Source organism: Streptomyces sp. NPDC060064, assembly GCF_042736455.1.
GTDB lineage: Bacteria > Actinomycetota > Actinomycetes > Streptomycetales > Streptomycetaceae > Streptomyces.
In genome coordinates, this window is sequence record NZ_JBHWWF010000024.1 from 99,322 (window position 1) to 121,033 (window position 21,712).

At 69.7% G+C, this 21,712-nt stretch carries 26 protein-coding genes and 2 pseudogenes; 18 read left to right on the plus strand and 10 right to left on the minus strand.

Translation table 11 applies throughout. From position 1 onward, the window contains the following. Nucleotides 1-52 precede the first annotated feature (52 nt). Nucleotides 53-1,615: an FAD-dependent monooxygenase gene (locus ACFWDI_RS26650; protein ID WP_385307449.1), complete on the plus strand. Its 1,563-nt coding sequence runs from the start codon at nt 53-55 to the stop codon at nt 1,613-1,615. Between the two features lie 280 nt (nt 1,616-1,895). On the opposite strand, the gene ACFWDI_RS26655 is transcribed toward ACFWDI_RS26650, so the two are convergent. Next, entirely contained in the window at nt 1,896-2,219 is a 324-nt protein-coding gene (locus ACFWDI_RS26655; protein ID WP_385307451.1) for a hypothetical protein, read from the minus strand. A gap of 268 nt (nt 2,220-2,487) precedes the next feature. Here ACFWDI_RS26655 and ACFWDI_RS26660 point away from each other — a divergent pair. Further along, a pseudogene (locus ACFWDI_RS26660) lies at nt 2,488-2,994 on the plus strand (ATP-dependent DNA ligase); the annotation flags it as partial. A 107-nt stretch (nt 2,995-3,101) separates the two neighbouring features. Next, complete coding sequence (locus tag ACFWDI_RS26665; protein ID WP_385307452.1) at nt 3,102-3,446, plus strand: hypothetical protein; 345 nt, start codon at nt 3,102-3,104, stop codon at nt 3,444-3,446. A 94-nt stretch (nt 3,447-3,540) separates the two neighbouring features. On the opposite strand, the gene ACFWDI_RS26670 is transcribed toward ACFWDI_RS26665, so the two are convergent. Genes ACFWDI_RS26670 through ACFWDI_RS26680 form a run of 3 tightly spaced genes read right to left on the minus strand, consistent with a single transcriptional unit; the run spans nt 3,541 to nt 6,058 of the window. Continuing rightward, nucleotides 3,541-4,704, minus strand: coding sequence for an oxygenase MpaB family protein (locus ACFWDI_RS26670; RefSeq protein WP_385307454.1), 1,164 nt, complete (start codon nt 4,702-4,704; stop codon nt 3,541-3,543). Nucleotides 4,705-4,728: 24 nt separating this feature from the next. Beyond that, nucleotides 4,729-5,781, minus strand: a complete 1,053-nt coding sequence (locus tag ACFWDI_RS26675) for a polyprenyl synthetase family protein (protein WP_385307456.1) — start codon at nt 5,779-5,781, stop codon at nt 4,729-4,731. Then, nucleotides 5,774-6,058 carry a polyprenyl synthetase gene (locus ACFWDI_RS26680; RefSeq protein ID WP_385307458.1) on the minus strand — a complete coding sequence of 95 codons (285 nt, stop codon included), beginning with the start codon at nt 6,056-6,058 and terminating at the stop codon, nt 5,774-5,776. The genes ACFWDI_RS26675 and ACFWDI_RS26680 overlap by 8 nt, the downstream gene beginning before the upstream one ends. A gap of 388 nt (nt 6,059-6,446) precedes the next feature. Between ACFWDI_RS26680 and ACFWDI_RS26685 the strand changes: the two genes are divergently transcribed. After that, nucleotides 6,447-6,638 carry a hypothetical protein gene (locus tag ACFWDI_RS26685; RefSeq protein ID WP_385307460.1) on the plus strand — a complete coding sequence of 64 codons (192 nt, stop codon included), beginning with the start codon at nt 6,447-6,449 and terminating at the stop codon, nt 6,636-6,638. Between the two features lie 12 nt (nt 6,639-6,650). Continuing rightward, nucleotides 6,651-7,141, plus strand: a pseudogene (locus ACFWDI_RS26690) (ATP-binding protein); the annotation flags it as partial. Between the two features lie 515 nt (nt 7,142-7,656). Here the strand turns inward: ACFWDI_RS26690 and ACFWDI_RS26695 are convergent. Continuing rightward, entirely contained in the window at nt 7,657-8,340 is a 684-nt protein-coding gene (locus ACFWDI_RS26695; protein WP_385307462.1) for a TetR/AcrR family transcriptional regulator C-terminal domain-containing protein, read from the minus strand. A 119-nt stretch (nt 8,341-8,459) separates the two neighbouring features. Here ACFWDI_RS26695 and ACFWDI_RS26700 point away from each other — a divergent pair, with 119 nt between their 5' ends. The 6 genes from ACFWDI_RS26700 to ACFWDI_RS26725 all read left to right on the plus strand — a co-directional run bounded on the left by ACFWDI_RS26700 (nt 8,460) and on the right by ACFWDI_RS26725 (nt 11,722). After that, the gene (locus ACFWDI_RS26700) at nt 8,460-9,164 is read left to right on the plus strand and encodes a DUF4386 domain-containing protein (RefSeq protein ID WP_385307463.1); all 705 of its coding nucleotides are present in this window, start codon (nt 8,460-8,462) and stop codon (nt 9,162-9,164) included. Continuing rightward, nucleotides 9,161-9,514, plus strand: a complete 354-nt coding sequence (locus ACFWDI_RS26705) for a hypothetical protein (RefSeq protein ID WP_385307465.1) — start codon at nt 9,161-9,163, stop codon at nt 9,512-9,514. Before ACFWDI_RS26700 ends, ACFWDI_RS26705 begins: the two co-directional genes overlap by 4 nt. Nucleotides 9,515-9,757: 243 nt before the next feature. Continuing rightward, nucleotides 9,758-10,177: a hypothetical protein gene (locus ACFWDI_RS26710; protein WP_385307467.1), complete on the plus strand. Its 420-nt coding sequence runs from the start codon at nt 9,758-9,760 to the stop codon at nt 10,175-10,177. Beyond that, entirely contained in the window at nt 10,155-10,403 is a 249-nt protein-coding gene (locus ACFWDI_RS26715) for a hypothetical protein (protein ID WP_385307469.1), read from the plus strand. The genes ACFWDI_RS26710 and ACFWDI_RS26715 overlap by 23 nt, the downstream gene beginning before the upstream one ends. Then, complete coding sequence (locus tag ACFWDI_RS26720) at nt 10,403-10,798, plus strand: hypothetical protein (protein WP_385307471.1); 396 nt, start codon at nt 10,403-10,405, stop codon at nt 10,796-10,798. Before ACFWDI_RS26715 ends, ACFWDI_RS26720 begins: the two co-directional genes overlap by 1 nt. Nucleotides 10,799-11,185: 387 nt before the next feature. Beyond that, complete coding sequence (locus ACFWDI_RS26725) at nt 11,186-11,722, plus strand: phosphate-starvation-inducible PsiE family protein (protein WP_385307473.1); 537 nt, start codon at nt 11,186-11,188, stop codon at nt 11,720-11,722. On the opposite strand, the gene ACFWDI_RS26730 is transcribed toward ACFWDI_RS26725, so the two are convergent. Next, a complete protein-coding gene (locus ACFWDI_RS26730) occupies nt 11,650-13,863 on the minus strand; it encodes an FUSC family protein (RefSeq protein WP_385307474.1) in 2,214 nt (737 codons plus the stop codon). The genes ACFWDI_RS26725 and ACFWDI_RS26730 overlap by 73 nt on opposite strands. 210 nt (nt 13,864-14,073) lie before the next feature. On the opposite strand from ACFWDI_RS26730, the gene ACFWDI_RS26735 reads away from it, so the two are divergent. The 3 genes from ACFWDI_RS26735 (at nt 14,074) to ACFWDI_RS26745 (ending at nt 15,119) form a co-directional block, all read left to right on the plus strand. Further along, complete coding sequence (locus tag ACFWDI_RS26735) at nt 14,074-14,220, plus strand: hypothetical protein (protein ID WP_385307476.1); 147 nt, start codon at nt 14,074-14,076, stop codon at nt 14,218-14,220. Between the two features lie 114 nt (nt 14,221-14,334). Then, nucleotides 14,335-14,541: a hypothetical protein gene (locus tag ACFWDI_RS26740; protein ID WP_385307478.1), complete on the plus strand. Its 207-nt coding sequence runs from the start codon at nt 14,335-14,337 to the stop codon at nt 14,539-14,541. A gap of 128 nt (nt 14,542-14,669) precedes the next feature. After that, nucleotides 14,670-15,119: a DUF1931 family protein gene (locus tag ACFWDI_RS26745; protein ID WP_385307480.1), complete on the plus strand. Its 450-nt coding sequence runs from the start codon at nt 14,670-14,672 to the stop codon at nt 15,117-15,119. A 389-nt stretch (nt 15,120-15,508) separates the two neighbouring features. On the opposite strand, the gene ACFWDI_RS26750 is transcribed toward ACFWDI_RS26745, so the two are convergent. The 4 genes from ACFWDI_RS26750 to ACFWDI_RS26765 form a co-directional block, all read right to left on the minus strand. Further along, nucleotides 15,509-15,835 carry a hypothetical protein gene (locus ACFWDI_RS26750; RefSeq protein ID WP_385307482.1) on the minus strand — a complete coding sequence of 109 codons (327 nt, stop codon included), beginning with the start codon at nt 15,833-15,835 and terminating at the stop codon, nt 15,509-15,511. Continuing rightward, complete coding sequence (locus tag ACFWDI_RS26755) at nt 15,832-16,116, minus strand: hypothetical protein (RefSeq protein ID WP_385307483.1); 285 nt, start codon at nt 16,114-16,116, stop codon at nt 15,832-15,834. Before ACFWDI_RS26755 ends, ACFWDI_RS26750 begins: the two co-directional genes overlap by 4 nt. A gap of 66 nt (nt 16,117-16,182) precedes the next feature. After that, nucleotides 16,183-16,779: an MBL fold metallo-hydrolase gene (locus ACFWDI_RS26760; protein WP_385307540.1), complete on the minus strand. Its 597-nt coding sequence runs from the start codon at nt 16,777-16,779 to the stop codon at nt 16,183-16,185. 641 nt (nt 16,780-17,420) lie between these two features. After that, complete coding sequence (locus ACFWDI_RS26765) at nt 17,421-17,987, minus strand: SUKH-4 family immunity protein (RefSeq protein WP_385307485.1); 567 nt, start codon at nt 17,985-17,987, stop codon at nt 17,421-17,423. A 462-nt stretch (nt 17,988-18,449) separates the two neighbouring features. On the opposite strand from ACFWDI_RS26765, the gene ACFWDI_RS26770 reads away from it, so the two are divergent. From ACFWDI_RS26770 to ACFWDI_RS26785, 4 genes are all read left to right on the plus strand, one after another. After that, nucleotides 18,450-19,196, plus strand: a complete 747-nt coding sequence (locus ACFWDI_RS26770; protein ID WP_385307487.1) for a DUF6193 family natural product biosynthesis protein — start codon at nt 18,450-18,452, stop codon at nt 19,194-19,196. A 491-nt stretch (nt 19,197-19,687) separates the two neighbouring features. Next, nucleotides 19,688-20,047: a hypothetical protein gene (locus ACFWDI_RS26775; RefSeq protein ID WP_385307489.1), complete on the plus strand. Its 360-nt coding sequence runs from the start codon at nt 19,688-19,690 to the stop codon at nt 20,045-20,047. Between the two features lie 755 nt (nt 20,048-20,802). Then, complete coding sequence (locus ACFWDI_RS26780) at nt 20,803-20,985, plus strand: hypothetical protein (protein WP_385307491.1); 183 nt, start codon at nt 20,803-20,805, stop codon at nt 20,983-20,985. Nucleotides 20,986-21,147: 162 nt separating this feature from the next. After that, nucleotides 21,148-21,597, plus strand: coding sequence for a hypothetical protein (locus tag ACFWDI_RS26785; RefSeq protein ID WP_385307493.1), 450 nt, complete (start codon nt 21,148-21,150; stop codon nt 21,595-21,597). Nucleotides 21,598-21,712: the final 115 nt, after the last annotated feature.

Here is a 21,712-nt window from a genome sequence, read left to right on the forward strand (position 1 = left end):
GCTGGTCAGGGCGGTGAAAGGGCCTTTTTGGCCCTCGGTCATAGTGGGCGCCATGGACTATGACGTAGTGGTGGCCGGAGGCGGCCCGGTCGGACTGATGCTGGCCTGCGAGCTCCGGCTCGGAGGCGCGCGGGTGGCCGTCCTGGAGCGTCTCACCGAAGTGGACCCGACGATCAAGGGCGGGGCGATCACCACGCCCAGCGCCGAGGCGCTCTACCGCCGGGGCATGCTGCCCGCGCTGGCCGAGGTGCAGCGGCAGGCGATGGACCGCTTCCAGGCGTTCATGCGCGAGCGGAACGGCGGGGACGGAGGCGGGGCTGCAGGCCAAGGGCTCGGGTTCGTCGGGCACTTCGCCGGGATCATGCTGCGCGCCGACCTGGTCGACCGTACGGAGCCGGGCTTCGGCGACGCCGGACCCGCCGCCGAGATCGGTCTCGTGGCGCAGCAGGACATCGAGCGGCTGCTCGGCGGGCGGGCGGACGAGCTCGGCGTCGACGTGCGCCGGGGAGTGGAGCTGACCGGCTTCGACGCGGACGACGGGGCCGTCACCGTGCGGACGAGCGGCGGGGCGATACGCGCCGGCTGGCTCGTGGGCTGCGACGGCGGCCGCAGCACGGTCCGCAAGCTCGCGGCTTTCGAATTTCCCGGTACGGACCCGGAGATCACCTGTCACCAGGCGGTCGTGGAAATGACCGGCGCCGAGGACCTGAAGGTCGGCTGGACCGCCACGGACACCGGGGTGTACGCCCACGGGCCGATGCCGGGCCGCGTCGTCACCGTGGAGTTCGACGGCCCGCCGGCCGACCGGGACGCGCCGGTCACCACCGAGGACCTCCAGGCGCGGCTGCGCCGCGTATCCGGCGTGGACGTCACGATCACCGGGGTGCGGACCGTGACCCGCTTCACTGACCACGCCCGCCAGGTCACCGAGTACCGCAAGGGCCGGGTGCTGCTGGCGGGCGACGCGGCGCACGTGCACTCCGCGTTCGGGAGCCAGGGGCTGAGCCTGGGTATCGGGGACGCGATGAACCTCGGCTGGAAACTCGCCGCGGTGATCGGCGGCCGGGCGCCGGAAGGGCTACTGGACACGTACACCTCCGAGCGGCACCCGGTCGGAGCGTGGGTCCTGGACTGGACCCGGTCCCAGGTCGCGGCCATGCGCCCGGACCCGCAGTCCCGGGCCCTGCGCGAGATCGTCAGCGACCTGGCGGGGACCGTCGTGGGCACCACGTACCTCACCGCGCGGCTCAACGGTGCCGGGGTGCGGTACGAGCTGCCGGGCGAGCACCCGCTGACCGGCCGCAGCGCCCCGGACCTCGAACTCACCGACGGCGGCCGCCTCGCGGACCACGTCCACGGCGGCCGGGCGCTCCTGCTCGACCTCACCGACGACCCGGAGCTCCGGGCCCTCGCCGCGGGGTACGCCGGCCGCGTCGACACCCTGAGGGCCGGCTGCCCGTCCCGCCCGGAACTGGCGGCGGTCCTCGTCCGTCCGGATGGCTTCACGGCCTGGGCGGCCGACGCGGGGGCGCAGGCGCCGACGTCGACGGCCGGGCTGGCGGAGGCGCTGGAGGAGTGGTTCGGAGTGCCGGAGGGCGCGGTGACGCCGGGCTGATCCGCCGCTCCGGGTGGGGCGGGGGCGTGAACTGTGCCCCTGCCCGCTGTGTTCGTGGTCTTCCACGATGGCCCGGGAATCCGGCCGCCGGGCATCGTGGGAGCCGCGTCGGGCAGCAGCGGCAAGGCCCCCGCACCGGCCGTGGTGCGAGTGCGGACCGGCGCCGCCCATCGTCTTGCCCCGCTGGCGGGCGGACTCGTGGCCTTCGAGGGCGCGGTCGCGGACGTACTCGTGTTTGATCGTCCCCAGGCGAATAGCGCAAGGTCGGAATACTGCCTTTTCACCAGTGCACCCGCAACACCGCTGAGGCGGTCATCGGCGCCGTCACCGGCAGTGTCATCCGACCGGAGACTGTCCTGCTCGGCCGCTGCACCAGCGACGGCACTTCCTGCTGGTCGCCCGCAGCACACCCCTGGCGCCGCGGCTTCGTGCGGAGCTCGGTGGCGGCCTGCTCGCCCCCGCAGGGGCCGATCACCCCTGGCACGACGTTCACTTCACTTCGCACTGGGGCAGCAGCGAACCGCTCGCCTTCACCCCCGTCGCGCCCCAGCTCGTCGCCGAGTTTCACGGTGACACCGCCGTCGACCGCGGCCGCTGGCGCCACCCCGTCACCCTCCACCGGCTCCGTATCGACCTCACCCCCGACGACGTCCCGCTGTATGGCGCGGAACGGCCCTCCGCCGCCCCGGCGCGTTGGCACCGCTGCCTCAGGCCGGACACCCGATCGGCAGCGTGGTCGGCGGTCTGCCCGGTGTGGTTGGGTCCGTGGTCGGGGTGCGACCACGGACCCAACCACGGTCGGTCGCAGCGACCCAGGTGGCGTACCAGCCTGGTGGAAGGCATGCGGTATGACGTGGACGCTGCCGGAGCCGATGCTGAGCACGCCCGTGCCCGGGCCCGATCTGCGGCCGGGCTGGGCGGGCGAGCCGAAGTGGGACGGATTCCCGGCTCTGGTCTCCGTCGACGCGGGGCGGGTGACGCTGCGCTCGAGGCGCGGCACTGAGATGGCGCCGGCCTTTCCGGAGGTGGTGGCCGGGGCCGCGCAGCTGCCGGACGCGACCGCGATGGACGGCGAGCTGATCGTGTGGGAGGAGAGTCGGCTCGCCTTCGAGCGGCTGCAGAACCGGCTGCAGCGGCGGCGCGGCGCTGGGGCGGCCCGGGCTGCTGTCGAGTGGCCGGTCCACTTCGTCGCCTTCGACCTGTTGCGGCTGTCCGGCACAGACACTACGGGGTGGCCGTACTGGCGGCGCAGGGCAGCGTTGGAATCGGTGTTTGCCGCCCGGCGGCTGTCGGCGCCGGGGGCGCTGTGCCCGTCGACCACCGACCCGGACACCGTGCGCGAGTGGCTGTCGTGGGCGGCGGTCGGCATGGCGGGGGTGGTCTATAAAGGGCTGGACGGCGCCTACGAGCCTTCGGTGAGGGGCTGGTTGAAGTACAAAGGTGCGCGAGACGACGGAGGCGGTCGTCGGTGCGGTCTACCGGCCCGGTGGCCGCTCCCCGCAGTCTGCTGCTTGGCAGGTACGACGACGATGGGCGCCTTCAGTACGCCGGCCGCACCACCAACCTCGCCCGGACGGCCAGCAGCACGTTCGACGGCCTACTCACTCCGTCCCGGCGCGGCCATCCCTGGACGGGCTGGTCGTTCTCCGCCGGGTGGGGCATCAAGGAGACGTTGAACGTCACACTGGTGCGGCCCGAGCTGGTGGTGGAGGTCGGCGCCGACGTCGCCCGCGATGCTTCCGGCCGGTGGCGCCACCCTGCACGCCTGCACCGCGCCCGCCCCGACCTCTCACCCGCCGACATCCCCCGCCTGACGTCACCGCCGCACTGACGGCGGCCCGGGCGCGGCGGCCCTGGCCGACGCGCAACACCGGCCAGCGCGTCCTGAAGCCGTCCGCGCCGCGGTGCCCTGGAAGGAGTTCTCGCTACTGGCTGATGGCTGCCGACGGCGGGGTCCAGCGGGTTTTGGGCGGGATGGTGCTGCTGACTCCGAAGTCGTTCTTGAGCTGTTCGGGGATGGCGTAGTGCATGACGCGGCCGCGGGTGAGGGAGGACAGTTCGAAGATGCTGGTCAGGTGGCCGAGTCGGTCCAGGGCCCAGCCCGCCAGGGGTGAGCGGTCCTCAATGGTTTCCAGCAGCCCCAGCAGGGCGGGGGCGGCCTTGACGACGGTGTCCCAGGTGGTGCGGGGGACTTGCAGCCAGTCGGCGCAGGTGTCGCCGATCAGGTAGCGGATCAGGGCGGAGACGATCGGGTCGAAGAAGGTGCCGGGCACGACTTCTTCGTAGAGGTCGATGAGCTGGCGGGTGAGCTGGGCGCCTTCCTCGCTGGGGCCCATGTGGCGGGTCATGTACAGGTCGGAGAACTCGCGGGCTGCCTGCAGGTCCTTGGGGACATGGTCCTGGTCGATGCCGAGGATGGCGCCGACGACCCGCCAGGCGTAGTAGTAGGACTCGGCGCCTTCGTGGCTCATGTGGATGCCCAGGCGGTGCAGGGCGTCGAGGACCTGGATGGAGAACATCATCTGCCCGCCGATCATGTCCTCCTGACAGATCGGCGTGCCCAGGGCGGCGGTGTCCCAGCGGTCCTCACGCTGGAGGTGGTGGCGGATGGAGGCGTGCAGCAGCCGTACTTTCTGGGCTGCTGGGATGAAACGGCTGCCGGCTTCGAACGCGCCGGGCTGCATGAGGTAGACGGTGAACTGGCCCGTCTCAGCCATCCGTTTGGAGGGGTACTTCAGCGAATGGGTGGACGACAGCAGCTTGGCCACGTGGGGCAGGACGTAGCAGGCGGGCATCGAGGCGAACGAGAGCGCGGTGGAGATGTGCACGTTGTTGTCGATGAAGAACAGCCGTGCCTTCTCCATCTCACCCCAGTCCACCCAGGCCGGCGGCGTGCTGGTCTCGTTCAGGTACTCGCGGGCCACGTCCGGCAGCCCCTCGGGAAGGTCCTGCCCGACGGTGGAGACGTAGCGCATGAGCGTGTTGAACTTGCCGACCTCTCCGCGCTCGAACAGTGTCGCCACAGTCGCGTCGGCGAGTTCGTCCCCTTGGGTGCGCAGGGCGTCCATGGACGCTCGGGTGTAGGTCATGGTGCTCCTCCGGTGGGATGGCGGTCAGTGAGTGCGGGTGGCTGAGACGGTCGCCAGGGCCGACAGTGCGCGGCGGGCCTCGGTGGTCAGATTGGCGTCGGACAGAGCCTCGTGTGCTTCACGCAGCCGGGCTGTGATCATGTCTTCGACGCGGGCGACGGCCCCGGTGCGGTGAGCGATCTCCCGGACCCGTTCCACCTGCTGCTCGCTGAGGTTCGCCTGCCCGAGCAGGCGGTGCAGCTCGCCGTGTTCCGCCTTGGTGGCGGACGTGAGCGCGTGGGCCATCAGCGCGGTGGGCCGATTCCCGGCCAGGTCATCGGCCGGGTCCTTGCCGGTCTGCTCACGATCGCCGAACAGGCCCAGCAGGTCATCGCGCAGCTGGAATGCCTCGCCCAGCGGCACGCCGTAGTCGCTGTACGCCTGCAGCAGCCGCGGTGGGGCACCGGCGAGAAGGCCGCCGATCTGCAAAGGGTGTTCGACGGTGTATTTGGCGGTCTTGTAGCGGATCACCTTCACCGACGCGTCCGGGTCCGGCTCGGCTCCGGTGCGCAATACCTCCAGGCACTCACCGGCCACCAGTTCGCGTGCCAGAACCGCCCACAGAGGCCGGGCCCTGCCCAGGAAGGCGCCGGGCAGGCCCGAGGTGGTGAACAGCTGCCCGGCCATCGACATCAGCAGATCACCCACCAGCATGGCCAGGGCCCGGGCGCCGGCCTTCGGCCGCACATGATCGGTGAGGACCTTGCGCAGGGCGATGTGCCCGGTGGGCTGGCCGTGCCGGGTGCGGCTGTGGTCGATCAGGTCGTCGTGCACGACGGCGGCCGCATGGACCAGCTCGATCGCGCTGGCGGCGCGCACCAGCGCCTCGCTGTCGGGCTGGCCGGCCCCACGCCAGCCCCAGTAGCAAAACGCCGCCCTGAGCCGCTTGCCGTGCCCGGTCGCGGCATGAAGCCGCTCTGCAACCGGCGCCAGACAGGCATCGATGTCAGCCAGCGCCCGTGCTTCCGCTGCAACGAATTCGCCGAGGACTCGGTCGATGCGCTTCTTCAGGAAGGCGTGCTCTTCCCCTTCACTCACTGCCGCGCTCCGCCTGGGTGCGAGCGGTCACGGTGCGGGCGAGGACCTCCAGGTGAGCCGGCGCAGCGGCCGCATGCCGGTCCAGGAGCAGGCGGCCGCGGGCCTTGGTCTCCTCCTGGCCGTCCACCAGAAGGTCCCCGAGATCGGCGCGGCGCAGCAGGCCGCTTACGCCGCCCACCGCGCTGCTCAGCCCGCAGACCGCCAGATCGGTAAGGCCGGCCACCAGGGCCACCGTGTCCTCGGTCAGGCCCGGCTTGCGGCCGTCATGGTGTGTCACAGCATGTCCCCCTGCGGCAAGGCCCGCACCGGCTCCGGCCGGTCGGCACAGAGCAGCGCGTAGCGGTGTTCGGCACAACACGATTCGAGTCTGGCCACCGAACACACCCCAGGCAGCCCTTATGCACCATCGAGTGATCTTCTTCAAAGATCCCCACATACAGCAAGCGGCACCTGTTACGGGACAAGAACCTGGTCACGGCTAGTGCTTCGGGCGGCCGGCTGAAGCCTGCCGAGTGTCCGCGCCGGAGCTGACGTGCCGCTGTGTCTCTTGGGAGCCGTGCCAGTCCAGGCACATCACGGTGGCATCGTCTTCGAGCCGGCCGCCGGCGGCGTCCCGGACTGCGGACGTCAGCGTCAACGCGGTCTCCCGCGGGTGCAGGTCCCGGGTGCGCTCCAGCAGGGCGGGCAGGTCGACCTTCTCCCCAGCGGTGGGCCGTATCGCCTCTCCTGTGGTGTCGCTGACCGCGCGCAGGCTGGCGGCGCTGCCCCCAGACCCCAGGCCGCCGCTGCCCTCGGTGACCGCCTACGACCAGCTCCTGCGTCACACCCGGCCTCCGGCCGAGCGCCCCACCAGCTAAGGGAGTCCCGCCATGAGCGCCACCCGTCCCCGTGGTCTGACCGAGCCAGCTGCTGACGCGGCCATCGACGCGGCTTGCCGAAACCTGCGACTGCCCACGATGCACGGCCAGTTCTCCGAGCTCGCCGACGCCGCGGCCCGCGACCAGATGACCTACCGCGGGTTCCTGGCCGAGCTGCTGATGGCCGAGTGCGACGACCGCAACCGTCGCCGCTCCGAACGAAGATCAAGGCCGCAGGCTTCCCCCGCGAGAAGGCCCTGCGCACGTTCGCCTTCGACGCGAACCCCGCCATCGACCCAGCGGCCATCCATACCCTGGCCTCGTGCGACTGGGTCCGCAAAGGGCTGCCGCTGTGTCTGATCGGCGACAGCGGCACCGGCAAGTCGCACCTGCTGATCGCGCTGGGCACCGAGGCCGCGATGGCCGGCTTCCGGGTCAAGTACGTCCAGGCCACCAAGCTGGTCAACGAACTGGTCGAAGCCCCCGACGAGAAGCTGCTGACCCCGCTGTGGCGTGATCAGCGATTCCGGCGTTTCTGGGCCGGTCAGTCGATCTCGCAGTTCGGCGACCGGATCACCGAACTGGCCCTGCCACTGATCGCTGTGGGGGCGCTGCACGCTTCGGCCAATCAGGTGGCGTGGCTGACCGCGCTCATCTGGATCCCGAACCTGCTCGCGATCGTCCTCGGTGCCTGGGTCGACCACCGCATCCACAAGCGGCGCCTCATGCTTCTCGCCGACCTGGTGCGCGCCGCGTGACGTCCGCGTGGGCGGCGGGGGCCGTGAAGGCCACGCCACCGAGCGCGAGGGTCAGGCCGGTGAGGACACTTGCGATACGGATGGACGTGCGCATGGGACGTGCCTGCTCTCCGGGATCGTCGCGCGGCCCGGGAGCTGAGTGTTGCCGGATCCGTGTGGGAACGGCGCCGAGCGCACGCGGGCCCGCGCAACCACTGGCCCCGGCTCGGCTGGGTTTCCCTCCCATTCGACGCTAGATCAGCCCCCGCCCCCCGCACCCGCTACGCCTTCCGCGCGGACGTCCAGCCCTGGCGGCGGAGGCTTTCGAAGCCGTCCAGGAGGAGGTCCAGGGCGAATTCGAACTCGAACTGGTCGTCGCAGCCGCCACCGACCGTGGAGCCCCCGTCGTGTGCGGCCGTCGCGGCCAGTTCCGCGATGTGCGGGTAGCGCGCCGCCAGCCCGGGGTCCGGCGGGCCGGAGGGGCCCGAGGTGTCGAACAGTTCCTGGCTGAAGCCGAGCAGGCGGCTGCCCATCGCGTGCATGACGTGGTGCGTGAGGTCGGCGGAGAGGCCGCCGTCCCGGAAGCTCCCGGCCATCGAGTCCAGGTACGCCAGCACGGCCGGGGTGGGGCCGGTCCGCGACTCGATGACCCGGGCCGCCCAGGGGTGGCGCAGCAGGACCCGCCGGGCCGAGAGGATCCGCCCGCGGACCACGCGCTGCCAGTCGGGGCCCGCGGCCGGCGGGTCGATCTCGCCGATGACGGCGTCGGCCATGCCGTCGAGCAGCTCCTCCTTGTTGGCCACGTGCTTGTAGAGGGCCATCGGTACGACGTCCAGCTCCTGCGCGAGCCTGCGCATGCTGAGCGCGTCGATGCCGGTGGCGTCGGCGAGCGCGACGGCGGCGCGCAGGACGCGGTCCCTGTTCAGGGGGATCCGTTGCGTGTTCGTGGCTTCCTGCCGGGTCATTCCGGTTCGGCCCCTTCCTTCCTCGACAGCGCCCTCTCCTTGACGAGTGTACGCCGTACACCTATGGTTGCTGCCAGGTGTACGGCGTACACCACCACCGAGCGAGGGGTACCGAAAAGATGAGTCCGGACCGGAGAACCGCGGTGGCCGCCGGGTCGCTGTTCCTGCTGACCGAGGCCGCCGCGATAGCCGGGGCGGTTCTGTACCGCCCCCTGCTGGGCGCGGCGGACGGCCGGCTCGCGCAGGGCGCCGACACGCGGGCGCTGCTCGGGGTGCTCTGCGAGGTGGTGCTGGTCGTGGCGGTGGCCGGTACCGGGGCGGCACTGTTCCCCGTCCTGCGGCGCCACGGCGAGGGGCTCGCGCTCGGGTACGCCTTCGGGCGGCTGCTGGAGGCGGCCGTCATCGCCCTCGGGATCGTCGCCGTCCTGGCGCTCGTCACCCTGCGGCGGGACGCGGGGGCAGCGGCCGGCGCCGACGTCGCGCTGGCGGCCGTGCACGACTGGACGTTCCTGCTCGGGCCCAACATCGCCCTCGGCCTGAACACCGTCCTGCTTGCGTACCTGGCGTACCGCGCACGGCTCGTGCCGCGCTTCATCGCCGTGCTCGGGCTGGTCGGCGGGCCGCTGATCTGCGCCTCGGCCGTCGCCGTGATGTTCGGGGCCTACGCGCAGCTCTCCGTGGCGGGGTCGGCCGCCGCGCTCCCGGTGTTCGCCTGGGAGCTGGGGCTGGCCGGGTGGCTGATCGTCAGGGGGTTCGGGCCCGGCTCAGGCGCCGCGTCCCGGGCAGACGGAGAAGTGGCTGATCCGGCAGGTGTCCGTCGGTGAGGCCGACCCGCCGGGCGGCAGCCCTGGCCGCCGTGCAGGCCGGCCGCTATCGCATCACCGACGGCAACGCTGGCTACCGCGACCTGCCCGTCGACGGCGCCCACTTCGTCCACGTCCCGCTCCCGGACGGCACCAGCGGTCCCTGGCGCACCTCCATCACACCGCAACAGCTCGGAGCCGAACTGCGTGCCCTGCAGGCAGCTTGCTACGTTTTCGCGACCGCCCTGTCGATGATGCGCGACAGCGAGATCCAGGAACTCCAACGCGGTGCCCTGGCCGAGCATTTCGGATCCCCCGCCCTCCGCTCGCTCAAGCACAAAGCGGAGAACGCGGCCCGCGAAGAGATGTGATGGATCATCGAACCGGTCGCCCGGGTCCTGGCCATCCTGGAACAACTGTCCTGGCACCCCAGCCACCTGTTCGCCACCGTCGCGGTACCCACCCTGACGAACGCGCCACCCCGTGGCCGCATCGGCATCGCGGCCGACGACGCCATCGACGCCTTCATCGCGCACATCAACGCCCACCGGGACCAGACCGGCCTCACCAAGATTCCCGCCGCACCGATCCGCCCCCACCAGCTGCGCAAGACCATGTCCGTGATCACCGCCCAACAGCCGGACGGAGAGATCGCGCTCGGCATCCAGCTCAAGCACGCCGCCCGCCGGGCCCTGGCCAACCGCACCACCCACGGCTACGGACAACCGGACGCCACCTGGGCCAAAGAGTTCGACGATCAGCTCGAGTGGGCAGCCGCCGGACAGCTCGCCGCACTCCTGTACGACCGGGCCAGCGGCAACGCCGTGGCGGTCGGCCCCGGCGCCGGCCGCTTGCACTACGGACTCGACCACGTCCTTGACGCCCTCGGCCCTCACGGCGGACTGCAAGCCCACCGCGCCGACGCACCGCACAGGCCCTGCTGCGCGACGAGTTCACCGACCTGCGCCTGGGCACCCTCAACCACTGCCTGTGGCAACCAGAGACCGCCGAATGCCAGAGCGGCCTGCCGATGACCAGCGAGGCCAGGCCCCACTGATCGGGGTCTGCCAGCCCGCCCGTTGCCGCAACTCCGCCATCACCGCGGCCCACACCCCGATCTGGATTGCTGAGGAACACGACCTGATAGCCACTCTCAAAGACCAGCGCCTGGCTCCGGCCCGCCGCGAGGCCGTCCTCGCCCGCCTCGCCGACGTCCAGCGCATCACCCATGCGCTCAACCCACAGGAAGACAGCCCCTGATGCCCGTCTCTGCCGCCACCGAGTCGAAACTACACGCCGCCATGGCCCGGCTGCTGGCCGGCCAGCCTCAGCACACCAGCGGCGCACTGAGCAAATCCAACCTCGCCCGCGAGGCCCAAGTCAGCCACGCCACCATGCACCGGGCCCAGAACGTCCTGGCCGAATGGGACGCCCAGGTCGCCTGCCCCGTGCTGCGCACCCCGGGCGAGACTGCCCGCGACGAGACCATTGCCGTATTACGCAGACAGCTTCGTGAGGCGAAGGCGACGGTGACCGAACTTCAGAGCAAACTCGACGCACTCGCGGCGGTCACCGCGAACCTGTACTACGAGAACCTGGCCCTGAAGAAGCGCGACAACAACCGGAGACTCGCACCTTTCCCCTCCGCCAAATAGGACTTATCCACGCGATCATGTGTCTCGTTAGGGTGACCCGATGAGAGGGGGCAGCACGCGCACGTACACCCTCGTCTCCCGACCCACGTTCGTCGGCCACGCCCTGGCGGCGATGCGAGGAAAGCGGCCTGGCGATGAGGTGGCAGCACGCCGTGGAGATCATCCTGAGCAGGCCAACCACCCGCGGGGGAACTACAGCGAGCGGGCGCGGGCCGAGAACCCGCTCAAGGTGCGGATGGATCTGTGTCAGCAGGCCTCGCAGGCGGTTGGAGACGCGGGTGGTGATGTCGCGCCTCGCCCCTTCCCTCAGGCTGCCACCACAGGGAGGGAGCCGCTCGTCCACCCGTTCGGCAGCACGCCGCGCCTGCGGGCCGGGGCACCCCTAGCATGCTGACTGTGCGACCCATTCTCCCGAAGATCGAGGGCGGCCGGGTACAGGGCGCCCTGCAGCTCATCGAGGACGGCATCCACCTCGTCGTCGCGGCGCTCCTCGTACTGCTCGCGGGGCTCCTGACCGTCGGGGTCGTCCACGACGTCATCAGGTCGATCCAGGGGCCGTACCGCGAGGAGACGGTCGTTCTCTCCGCCCTGGACAACGGCCTTGTGCTGTTCATCGTGGCCGAACTGCTCCACACCGTCCGCCTCACCATCAGGAACCAGACCCTCGACGCGGAGCCGTTCCTCGTCGTCGGCCTGATTGCCGGCATCCGCAAGGTGCTCATCGTGACGGCCGAGGCGGAGAAGTCCTTCCGGTGGAACGTCGAGGGGATCGAACTGCTCATCCTGGCGGGGCTGATCCTCGTGATGGCGACAGCGGTGTACGTGTGGCGGCGCTCGACGCGGCCGGGAGACTACTTCCCGCTCCAGGAGGCGGGGCGCTCCCCGTCGCCGGAGCCGTCACCCACCCCGGTGCGCGGGCCCTGATCCGTCACAGCCACGGCCGCCCGCACCCGCTGCTCCTCGCGAGCAGAGCCGACGTCCCGTTCCAGGGGTGTGCGGCTCACGGCCGCCGCGAGGTCCTCCAAGGCCCGCTTCTGCAGTTCCGCCCCGCGCCGCACCACCGGGCTCCGGTCCCCGGCCGCGCCCTCCCACGCTTGGAGCGCCTCGTCCACGTGCCCCCAGTCCGGATTTCTGTGCTCGCGCACGTCGACTGCCGCCTGCTCGGTGTCGGCCTCCAGGGCCTCGGCGAACCGCTCCGCCTCGGGGACGAAACGGCTGTCGGCCCTCGGGACATGGCTCTCCATGAGCATCGCCGCCCGGCCGAACTGCTTGAGCGCCTCCTGCGCCTCCTGCGCCTCGCGCGACGTCAGACCCCTGGGGCGGACCGGTTCCTGCCTTGCCCGGTCGTAGGCCTCCTGCCAGGCGGCACGTGCTTCCCTGCTCGCCAGCAGGGCCCTGCGCATGTCGGCGCGATGTTCCCGGGACGGCTCGGCGTAGCTGCGGAGCACCGCGGCCGCGTAGCGGCCGTTGGCAGCGAGCCAGTCCGCAAGCCGGCCCGGCAGCCGGGGCGTCTCCCACGCGGGGAACACCACGTACGCCAGCATTGCCAGGGCCCCGCCGATCAGGGTGAGCACCACCCGCTCCGGGACCGTCTGCTCCCACGCCTGGCCGCCCATGCCGAGCAGGAAGACGACGTACGCGGCAGTGAAGCACTGGGAGTAGGCGTAGCCGGTACGGATCAGCGTGTATGACAGGCCCGCCGAGACGACCGCCAGCGCGCCGAACACATGGGCATCCGGTCCCAGGGCCCGCACCATCCCGGTGGCGAGCGCGACCCCCGCCAGGGTCCCGGCGAGACGGGCCACCGCACGCGCGTACGTCCGGTGGAAGTCCGGCCGCATCACCATCACCGAGGCGATGGGCGCCCAGTAGCCGTGGCCCAGGGGTAGCCGGGCGGCGATCAGATAGCCGAGGGTGGCCACCGCCGCCAGGCGGACGGCGTGCCGGAACACGGGCGAGTCCCGGCGGAGCTCACGGCGGACCGCCCGGACGACGACCGGGACCAGCCGGAACATTGTCGGGCGCACCAGGAACTGGGCGCCCGCGGGGCCGGGCGGCGTGGGCGTCTTCCCGCGCGCGCCGCCGCTCCCGGCGATCTCCAACGCCTCGCCGAGCAGTTCCACGAGCCGCTCGGCGGCCTGCCGGGCGGGCCCCTCCAGCACCTCGTGCTCCTCGTCGACGCGCAGGACGTCCGCGCTCCCGGGCGGCACCTCGGCGGGAGTGCCGCGGCGGATCGAACGGGCAGCCGCGTCCAGGACGTCGGCGGCCGCGTCGAGCAACTCCCGCGCGCGGTCCCGCCCGGGTCCCTCCGCCGGGGCGCCGACGTCCGGGTCGGCGAGCGCGGCGACGACCGGCCGAATGCGCTCGGCGAGGCCCCGGGGGCCGTGGAGGACGGGGGGACGGGTGCGGGCCTGTGATGGCGTCACGGCGGCCGCGTCCCGGGCCGTCATCAACGGCTCCGGGTCAAACGGGGCGGTCGGGTCGTGCCGCAGCCGGCGGGCGTAGTCCGCCACGGCAGCCAGGGCGTCGGCGAGCGCGTCACGATGCGCCCCCCAACGGCGGATCGGGAACAGCAAGATCAGCACGGCCTGCGCCACGCCTCCGAGCGCGATGATCCCGGCGTGCTCCAGGGCTCGCCCGACGCTCGTGGGCAGGGTGATGGTCACCAGCATGCTGCCGACCGTCGTCGCTGCGACGATCCCAGCGGTCGATCCGACGGCCCACGCCATCCCCGCAGCAAAGGCCCATACGGCCAGCAGTGGGAGGAACGTCACGAGTCGCCCCGCCGCCAGGTAGCCCACAAAGGTGCTGAGCGCCAGACCCGCGCCCGCGCCGAGCGCGATCACCTTGCGCGGACGCCAGGTGCGCTGGAAGGTGGCCCCACCCGCGGAGTAGGCACCGAGGGCGGCGGACGCTGCGTACGCAGGGGAGACCAGCCACAGCGCCGACCCGATGACGATTGCCACCCCAGCAGCCGTGCGCAGCGCGAGCAGAGGCTCCAGCCGCGTCTCCTCGATCGTGAGCCCGGATCGCAGCACCTCCCCGAAGGCCCGCAGCCATGTCACGGGTGTGAGCCTAGCCGGAACGTTCTGCCGGGTCGCGTCGGCCGCGCGACCCCGGGCCGACCTACACCCACAACCCGGCACCCTCGCGTACAGGGCAATCGATGACCACACCCCCAGCGCCGCCTGTTCACCCCCAGCGGCCGCGGCTCGATGTCGTCCTCGTGGCCGATCCGGGATGGCCAACGGAGGTCGCGAAGCGACTGAAGAAGGGTGACGGACCTGCCCTACCGGGACAACACCCGCCCCGTCATCGCCATGATCGGCCCGCCGGAGCACATCGGCCTGCTGTCGCTGCCCGTGCTTAGCCTGATGCGCGTCGCCCACCGGCTGAGGGGAGCGGCCCTCGGCGTGATCTGAGCGCTGATCCCGGAGTCCGGCAACGCCCTGCCACCCGGGAGGATCCAGTACACCAGCGAGGCACGGCACTACGTCCTGCCCGGCGTCCGCGGGCGGTTGCGGCTGCCAGGCGGGATGGTCCGCGTCAACCGGCCCTGGCTGCTGTTCACCGGCCTCTCCCGAGCGCTCCCTAGCGTGTTCGCCACCGCGGCGTTCGGCCTCATCAGCAGCGGCATCTGGAGGGTCACCCTTTACGTGGGGCGGCTCCGCGACGCGGTGTTCACCCTGCTGTCGATCCGCACGCCCGTCCGACTACCTGGGCAGTCGGACGCCTGGGCCTGACAGGACAGTACAGGGAGGCTAATTGGAGCCGACATGCGCATGCGTTCGCGCGCCCCCGTCGGTCAGGCTGACTGGGAAGCCCAGGGGGCCGGGAGCCACCCCGGCGCCCGCAGCCGGAGGTTGCCGTCATGACCGTAATGTCCATCGCCAGGTTCGAAAGGTTCTTCCGCGCGGCCGCGGGGCTGGACGTCCATAAGAACGATCTCAAGCGCTACAGCGACTTCGTCGACGCCAAGCTCTACGATCTGCTGACCGTCGCCCAGGCCACTGCCAAGGCCAACGGGCGCGACATCATCCGGACCTGTGACCTACCGATCACGAAAGGCCTGCAGGAGAGCATTCACCACTTCCGGAAGATCGACCAGGAAGTAGAACTCAAGCCGATCCTAGAACAGCTCGCCACCCACCCCGCTCTGGACCGCACGCCCGACGAGGAGACGGAGGCGGCCTATCCGGACATCATCGGCGGACTCAGCCTGGCCCTTGCTCAGAGCTTCAAGATCCTCCACCCTGACCTGAAGAACCCCCAGACCCAGCACTGGGACGAGGCCCGAGCCGTCTTCGACCTCCTGCTGTGAGTGGCGACCGGACCAGGCGGTGCAGGCCACGGCCAAACAGCGTCAGCGCGCTCTGCTTCCTCGGCTGCCGCAACGATGCTGGCCCGCCGCAGGGCCTCGTCCACGTCCAGGGTGCTGCCGAGAGCGGTCGTGACCTCCCCAGGCGCGCCAGGCGGTCCAGAGCCCGCGCTGCAGCGCCGCGTCCACGTCGAACTCGTCGGCCCGACCCCCAGTTGCAGGGTGAGGTAGGACAGCGCGTAGTGGGCGCCGGTGGGGCCGCCGAACACCCGCAGCGGGTCGATGGACAGCTCCGCTTTGGCGGCCCAACTTGCCCAGCACCCACGGATGCCGTCGCGCGGCGGTGTAGACCCGCGCGACCCGCGGCCGTGCCCCGGCCGTGGCTTCGGCGCTCACAGCCCACCGCCCACACCCGGCAGGTAGTCCGGCTGCGGGGAGACCACCAAGGTGATGGCTCCGGCGCCCTTGGCCGGGTTGTTGACCTCATCTTCGAAGAGGTTCGCCAGGGTGCCGCGGGAGTTGTAGATGCCCAGCGCCACCACGAGGCCGATCAGGGCGCCGATCCCGGCCTTCAGGCTCACCTTGCGGACCACGGTGATGACGACGATGGCCACGAGTGCGACCTGCAGGCCCTTGTCGCCCCAGGGCCCCAGCGTGGTGAGCCACGAGTCGCCCAGATCGGCGAGCTTCCCGGCCAGCTGCACATCAGAGGTGTTCACTGCGCACCCCCAGCAGTGGAGCCGGTGGGCTCGGGCGAGTCCTTCGCTGCGGCGGTCTGGGCCGGAGCGCCGGCCTCGAGGCCAGTGACTTCCCACCGGCCCGAGCGGGCCGTCATGTCAAGCGTGTAGACCAGCGGCCACTTGCCTCCTTGCGTGTCCGTGGCGGTGACGTGGGCCTGGACCCGCACCCTTGTGCCGTCACTGGGTACGGCGCCGATGGCCGTCTCGGAGCCGGCCGCTGCCTGATCGACCCGTACCGCCTTGTATCCGGAGTCGTTCACCGCGGTCAGCTCCGTACCGGGTGACAGGTATCGGGCAACCTCTGCGCGTTGAGTTCGGAGGTCACTTCAGACCGATTCGCCGGGCATCAGACATCGGTAGCCGCTGTCAGTCTCCTCGGCGAGCCAGCCGTTGACACTGCTGAGGCCGCGATCGTTGATTTGGGCGTCGTGTATCGCGAACGCCCGCTGCGGTTTGACCGCCTTGACGAAGTCGATCGCCTCCGCCATCTTCATCCACGATCCCTGGACCGGAACCATGAGCGTCTCGATCGACTGCTCGGGGACATACAGCGCGTCACCGGGGTGATAGACCGCCTCGTCGATGATGTAGCCGAGATTCGCGCAGTCCGGCTGGCCGCCGTAGATGAACGCGTGACGCCCGCCGACCGCTCGTACGCGGAAGCCGGCGGCGGTGAACTCCGCATCGGAGGCAACCCCGGTGACCTCCAGCCGTGGAATATCCGCTTCGGCCGGGGCGTAGACCGGCACGCCGAGCCCCGCCAGGCGAAGGACATCGACGTGATCGGCGTGTTCGTGCGTCACCAGCACGGCGTCCGCGCCGGTCAGGGCAGCTGGCTCGCTCCACGTCCCGGGATCGATGACCAGCACCCGGCCATCGTGTTCAAGCCGTACACATGCGTGGGTGTATTTCGTGATCCGCATGGCGTCCAAACGTACGCCGACCGCGTCGAGTGTGGCTTTCAAACTTCTGCCACTTGTGGCTTCCATCGATTGGCCGCTCGAAGCCCACGACGACTCGGCTGCCAATTTGGAATGGGGGTCCAGGTGTTCAGGACAGTCACCAGATGCAGCCCCTGTAACTTCCCGCGGCGTTCGCGGATGGCTTCCTGGAGCTTGCTGTACGTAGTGCCTATCGCGGCTTCGATGCCATCATCCATATGTGCCCCACCCTTGAGTTGACGGTCGTCCATGTACACTGCCCGGCCGCGCTGGTCACCAGCCGCGCAGCCTTTCCACGGTACGGATCGGCTCTGACACAGGCGGTCAGCGTGACAGTGCGACAACTGTCGGTGCAGTGGGGTAGTGAGCGGCATGGTCGGCGGCATCCCAGGAGAGAGCCTCGTGTCGGCGTCGTCAGTAATCGGGGTAGAGCCAGAGCCTCTGATCAGCAGCTGCCCTGAAGAAGCGAGCCAAAGCTTCTATGCCCGCCAATGGCATCGTGTCGCCTTCGCCCAGCTCGACCACGGTGGAACCGCTCGCACGGGCAGTGGTCAGCCAGCCGTCTACCTGGTCAGCGAGTTCGCTGACCGTTACGGAGCCAGGGCCGCAGGCGGTGGTCTGCCTCAGTAGAGCCAGCGGTCGAGGAGCTCAGGCCAGACGAATCCGGTGTAGCCGTCGAAAGCGGCTGGGTCGATCCTCTTCAGCTCCTGGCCAATGCGGGCGAGCTCGGCGAGAGCCCTCTCTTCGTCCTCTTCAGACAGGTACTCCTCGGGCCCGGCCGGCTCGGCGAGGAGTTCCGACTCGGAGACGTGCTGACCGTAGTGGTGCAGTGTTCGCAGCCACAGGTCGATGGACGAGTTGGCGAACCACGCATCTCCAGGAGGCATGACGTAGAAAACGGCCCCGGTCTCGGGATCGACGCCGAACGATGACGGCTGTTCGGTTGGCCCGTCGCCGCCGCAGTCGAGGGTGAGGCGGTAGAGCGGGCTGCCGGAGGCCGTGTTGAGGGCTGGTTCTGACTCGCTCTGAAACACGACCTGCTCGATCAGACGCGCGACGGCAGGAACGCCGACTTCGACCAGGAGTGCCTTCATGTCCTCGGAAATCCGCCAGCCGGAGCCAGCCTCGGGATCGGCTCTCGTGACATTGTCCGCCCCAGCCCATGCGACAAGCTGGTCAAAGGTCACCATTGGAGAGAGCTCCTCCTGCGTCGTGGGCTGTGGCTGCGGACCCTATCGGGCCACGCTGACAGCCTGATAGCTCTGCATGGGGCACTCAACGGTCGCCCCGGGGCGTAACGGCTCCAGGTGCCGCCGGCTTCGGTGACGAGTCGCGTGGCGGTCTTGTCGTGGTAGCCGAGGGTGCGAACGCCTCCCGCCGGGGCGGGTATGAGCACACTCATGCCCACGGACTCCTCGCGTTTCCTTGCCTCGGAGTGATCAACTTGCCGTCTCACGTGGGATAGCACGTCGCGGACATGTGTGTGAGGTAGTGACAGCAGTCAAGATCGCTTCCCAACGCACGGTCAGCGATTCCCCATTCGCGGTCCCCGGCAGCCAGTTGCGCTCCCTGGGCAGCGAGCGCTGGGCACACGCACTCCCGTTGACGCGGCGCCGGTCCTGCCACCGCCGCGCCTGATGACCGTTCTCCTTGTGGCGCTGCGACGGCAGACTACGGAGGTGAACTCTGATCTCTATCCCGACCTGGCCGCTGTGGGCAGCCTTGCCGCCGCGCTGGAACAGCTGGCAGCCGACCTTGGTGTCGATCTCACGGTGGTACCCGGCGACTGGGGCTCATCCGTTTCGGCCGGCATCGCCTCGTCAGTACCTGAGCGCAAACCGCTCTCCGTTCACATCGGGGCCGAGAGCCGCTGGTTCGGCGTCTCCGGCAGGACTCGAGGAGTCGAACTCATCACCGGAGCCACGCCCGACCTGGCGAATGTCGTCAGGGCCGGAGCGGCGTGGGGGCAGGGCAGGAGCCTGCGGGAGCTCCGGGCAGAGCTGCCGTTTCTGCACTCCAGTGAGCGCGCCGAGGCCCACGAGCATGGGCCGTCCGCAGTGGTGGAACTGCAGTGGCGCGTGATGCGGGAACAGGCGGCCGAGGCGCCGGATTTCCCTGAGTTCGGCGAACTTGTGGAAGCAGCTCATGCCGAACGGCAGCTGCGACAGCTCTATGTGTTCTCCAGCCACTGGACGCTCGGCTTCAGCTCCTGCACCGGGTTCCCATTCAAGAACGAGATTGCTATCGCCCCGTCTTACGAGGGCAGCCCTTACCGCGTGCTGAAGCATCCTCACGCCGACGTCATCGGGGAGGCCGCCACAGCCGAGGAGGCTGTCGCCCTGGCTGTGGCGCATCTCCCCGCCGGTCTCGGTCCGGCTGTTGAGGGAACCGCCGAATGAAACGAGTGGCGCGCGGCAGCAGGGAGCGGCAAGGGAGCACGCGGCGCCAGCGGCGGGACGCGTTTCCGCTGTCGACGCGCGTCTGTGTCTGCCTGTCACTGTGGCTAGGCGCGCTGATTCTCAGCGTGTGGCTAGCAGGTCTCGACGACCCCCCTCAACCGCCGTCCGTCGGGTACTGCTACCGCTACCCCACCACCGAGGGATGCTGACCAGCGGCGACGAGCACCAGGAGCACGAGCGGTTCCGCCGGCATCGGCCCGCCCACCGTGGACGTCTCAGTCTCCCGCCGCATGGGTCTGTTCGTGGTCGGCCGACTGTCCAGTCGACACGGCGTCCGCATCCAGTTGCGTCCCTCCGATCCGAACGGGATCACCGCCCAGGTCGGGCTGTCCGTAGACGTCAACAAGTCAACCCGGGAAGGGAGTTGAAGATGATCCCCAGCTCGGGCCGGCCAGCCCGCCCCTGTCAGTGGGCAGCGTTACGGTCGTTTCATGACCACGCCCACCTCTGACAGTTCGGACTCCGCCTGGCTTCTGCAGGTCACGATCGCATCCGCGCCCGCCGGCCCGGCTCATTGGGAGCAGCAGTTGCAGCTGCTGCGCGATGTCGCGGGCTACGACCCCGTCTCGAGGACGTGGACCACGTTCCTTGGATCCTTCGACGCGCGGGCTCTGCGCACCCTGCAGTGCCTGTACGACGTCGCCCGGAGCTTCGGCACCCGGGTGTATCTCGAGCCCGTGACGGTCCCCGCCTCCTGGACGGAACCGTCGTTCACCGGTCCTGAACTCGCCGCCCTGGCCGCATCACGCGCCGATGCCGGGCGTCCGCTCGGGCAGTTGGCCCTCGCGTAGCGCAGTTCAGTCGCGCGGGGCCGCGGTGCCGTACGGCGGTCGTCGTCTGCGGGCTGACGTGGGAGCGAACGCTTCCTGCCAGACATGGTGCAGCAGACTCACCTCCGACGGCGTCGGTCCTGGGGCCGGTGAAATTCGCGCTCTGGATCAGCACGAAGGATCACGCCAAGACCGCCGTCCGCGAAGGTCGAGATCCCAACAGCCCAGGCCGCAAACAGCCAAGGCCGCAACAGCCGGGGACAAGGAAACACCGATCGAGCGGATAGCGCGGTTCTCGGACCCCCCAGCCAACTGCGGCCAATTCTGGCAACCTGTGAATGACCCAAAAATCAACAAACACAGCGTCGTAGTCGCGTCAATCACCGAGCTTGGCTTCGACCTTCGGGAGCCTTCCCGACAAGAGGATTTGCTCGGATGACGGTGAGCAACGTCGTCTGCCGCAACGGGGGCGCCGATTTCTGGGTGAACATTACTTGGGACACCAACCTGGAGTACAGGATCAATTATCACGTCTGAGCAGCATCGTCCGCTCCTCCTGGCGTTGGGGCCTCGTTGGGCTGAAACCGGGTGAACGCCCGATAGCTCGACACCAAGATGAAGAGGGTGCGGAACAAGTCCGGGGCAACCCGGCTGGGGTTGCCGCCGCTGTTGGCAATGCCTCATAGGGTGCGCGACCATGGAGGCGAGGGAGTCAGACCCGGGTCGTTCCATATACGGCATGCGGCTAGAGAGCAGCCAAAGCCTATGGAGTCATCATGAAGACAAAGCCAAAGGCTGGCCCCGCCCAAGACGCAGCGTTCTTCGAGGACGTCAGGGCGGCATTCGCCAAGCACCCCGAGGTGGCAGAGAGGTACTCCGTCCGCTACCTCGGCTACGAGATCGACCACTTGAACATCGACTTCGACCGCCAGCTTGCGGAGTTCTCACCTCGAGGGTGATCGGATCATCACCACCTTCGTCGACCGGCCGGTGAGCCAAGAGGATTCGGACCCTAAAGATTTGGGGGATTCCTCTATATCCAGTGGCGCCTACTGCTGTGAGTGGAAGCTCACGCTCACTGGGTTTAAGTGCGTCAAAGCCTGCACGTAGGTATGCGCCCGATGATCCGCGACACCCGGCAGCCCTCCTCCGCCGGGCCGAAACTGCTGACCGCAAAGCAGGGCGGCAAGTTGCTCCTTGTTGATGTCGCCGTCGGCACGGAGCGTGCGACCCTTGACGGATCCGACTGGCAGTGCCGATACGACGCACAGTCCCTGGTCCTGTGTTCCACGTACCGGAGGGTGTCGGGCACAGGCATTGCGGTATTCGATGCCGCCTCGCTCAAGAAGCGGTGGGCCCTGCCCGATGGTTCCGGCCGCATCGTGCCGAAGGTCAACGGCTTTTGGCATGGCGCCGCCTACGGGCAGATGGGGGACGAATCCGTGGTCCTGGACGGAAAAACGGGCCAGGACTGCGAGACATCTCCCGGCGCGGCCCCCTTCGAAATCGACCGGTACGGCGGCCTGGTCGACCGCATGGGTCCCCCGGCCTTCTATCGCGCTACCGGCTGAGAGGTCCCGCCTTCTGCCTGGGCTTTCTGGCGACCGGCACCGACTGCACGAACATGCCGGTCTTCGCCCTCAGCCGCTGGGCGTACTGGGCGGCCACGATCTCGTCCACGTCCGA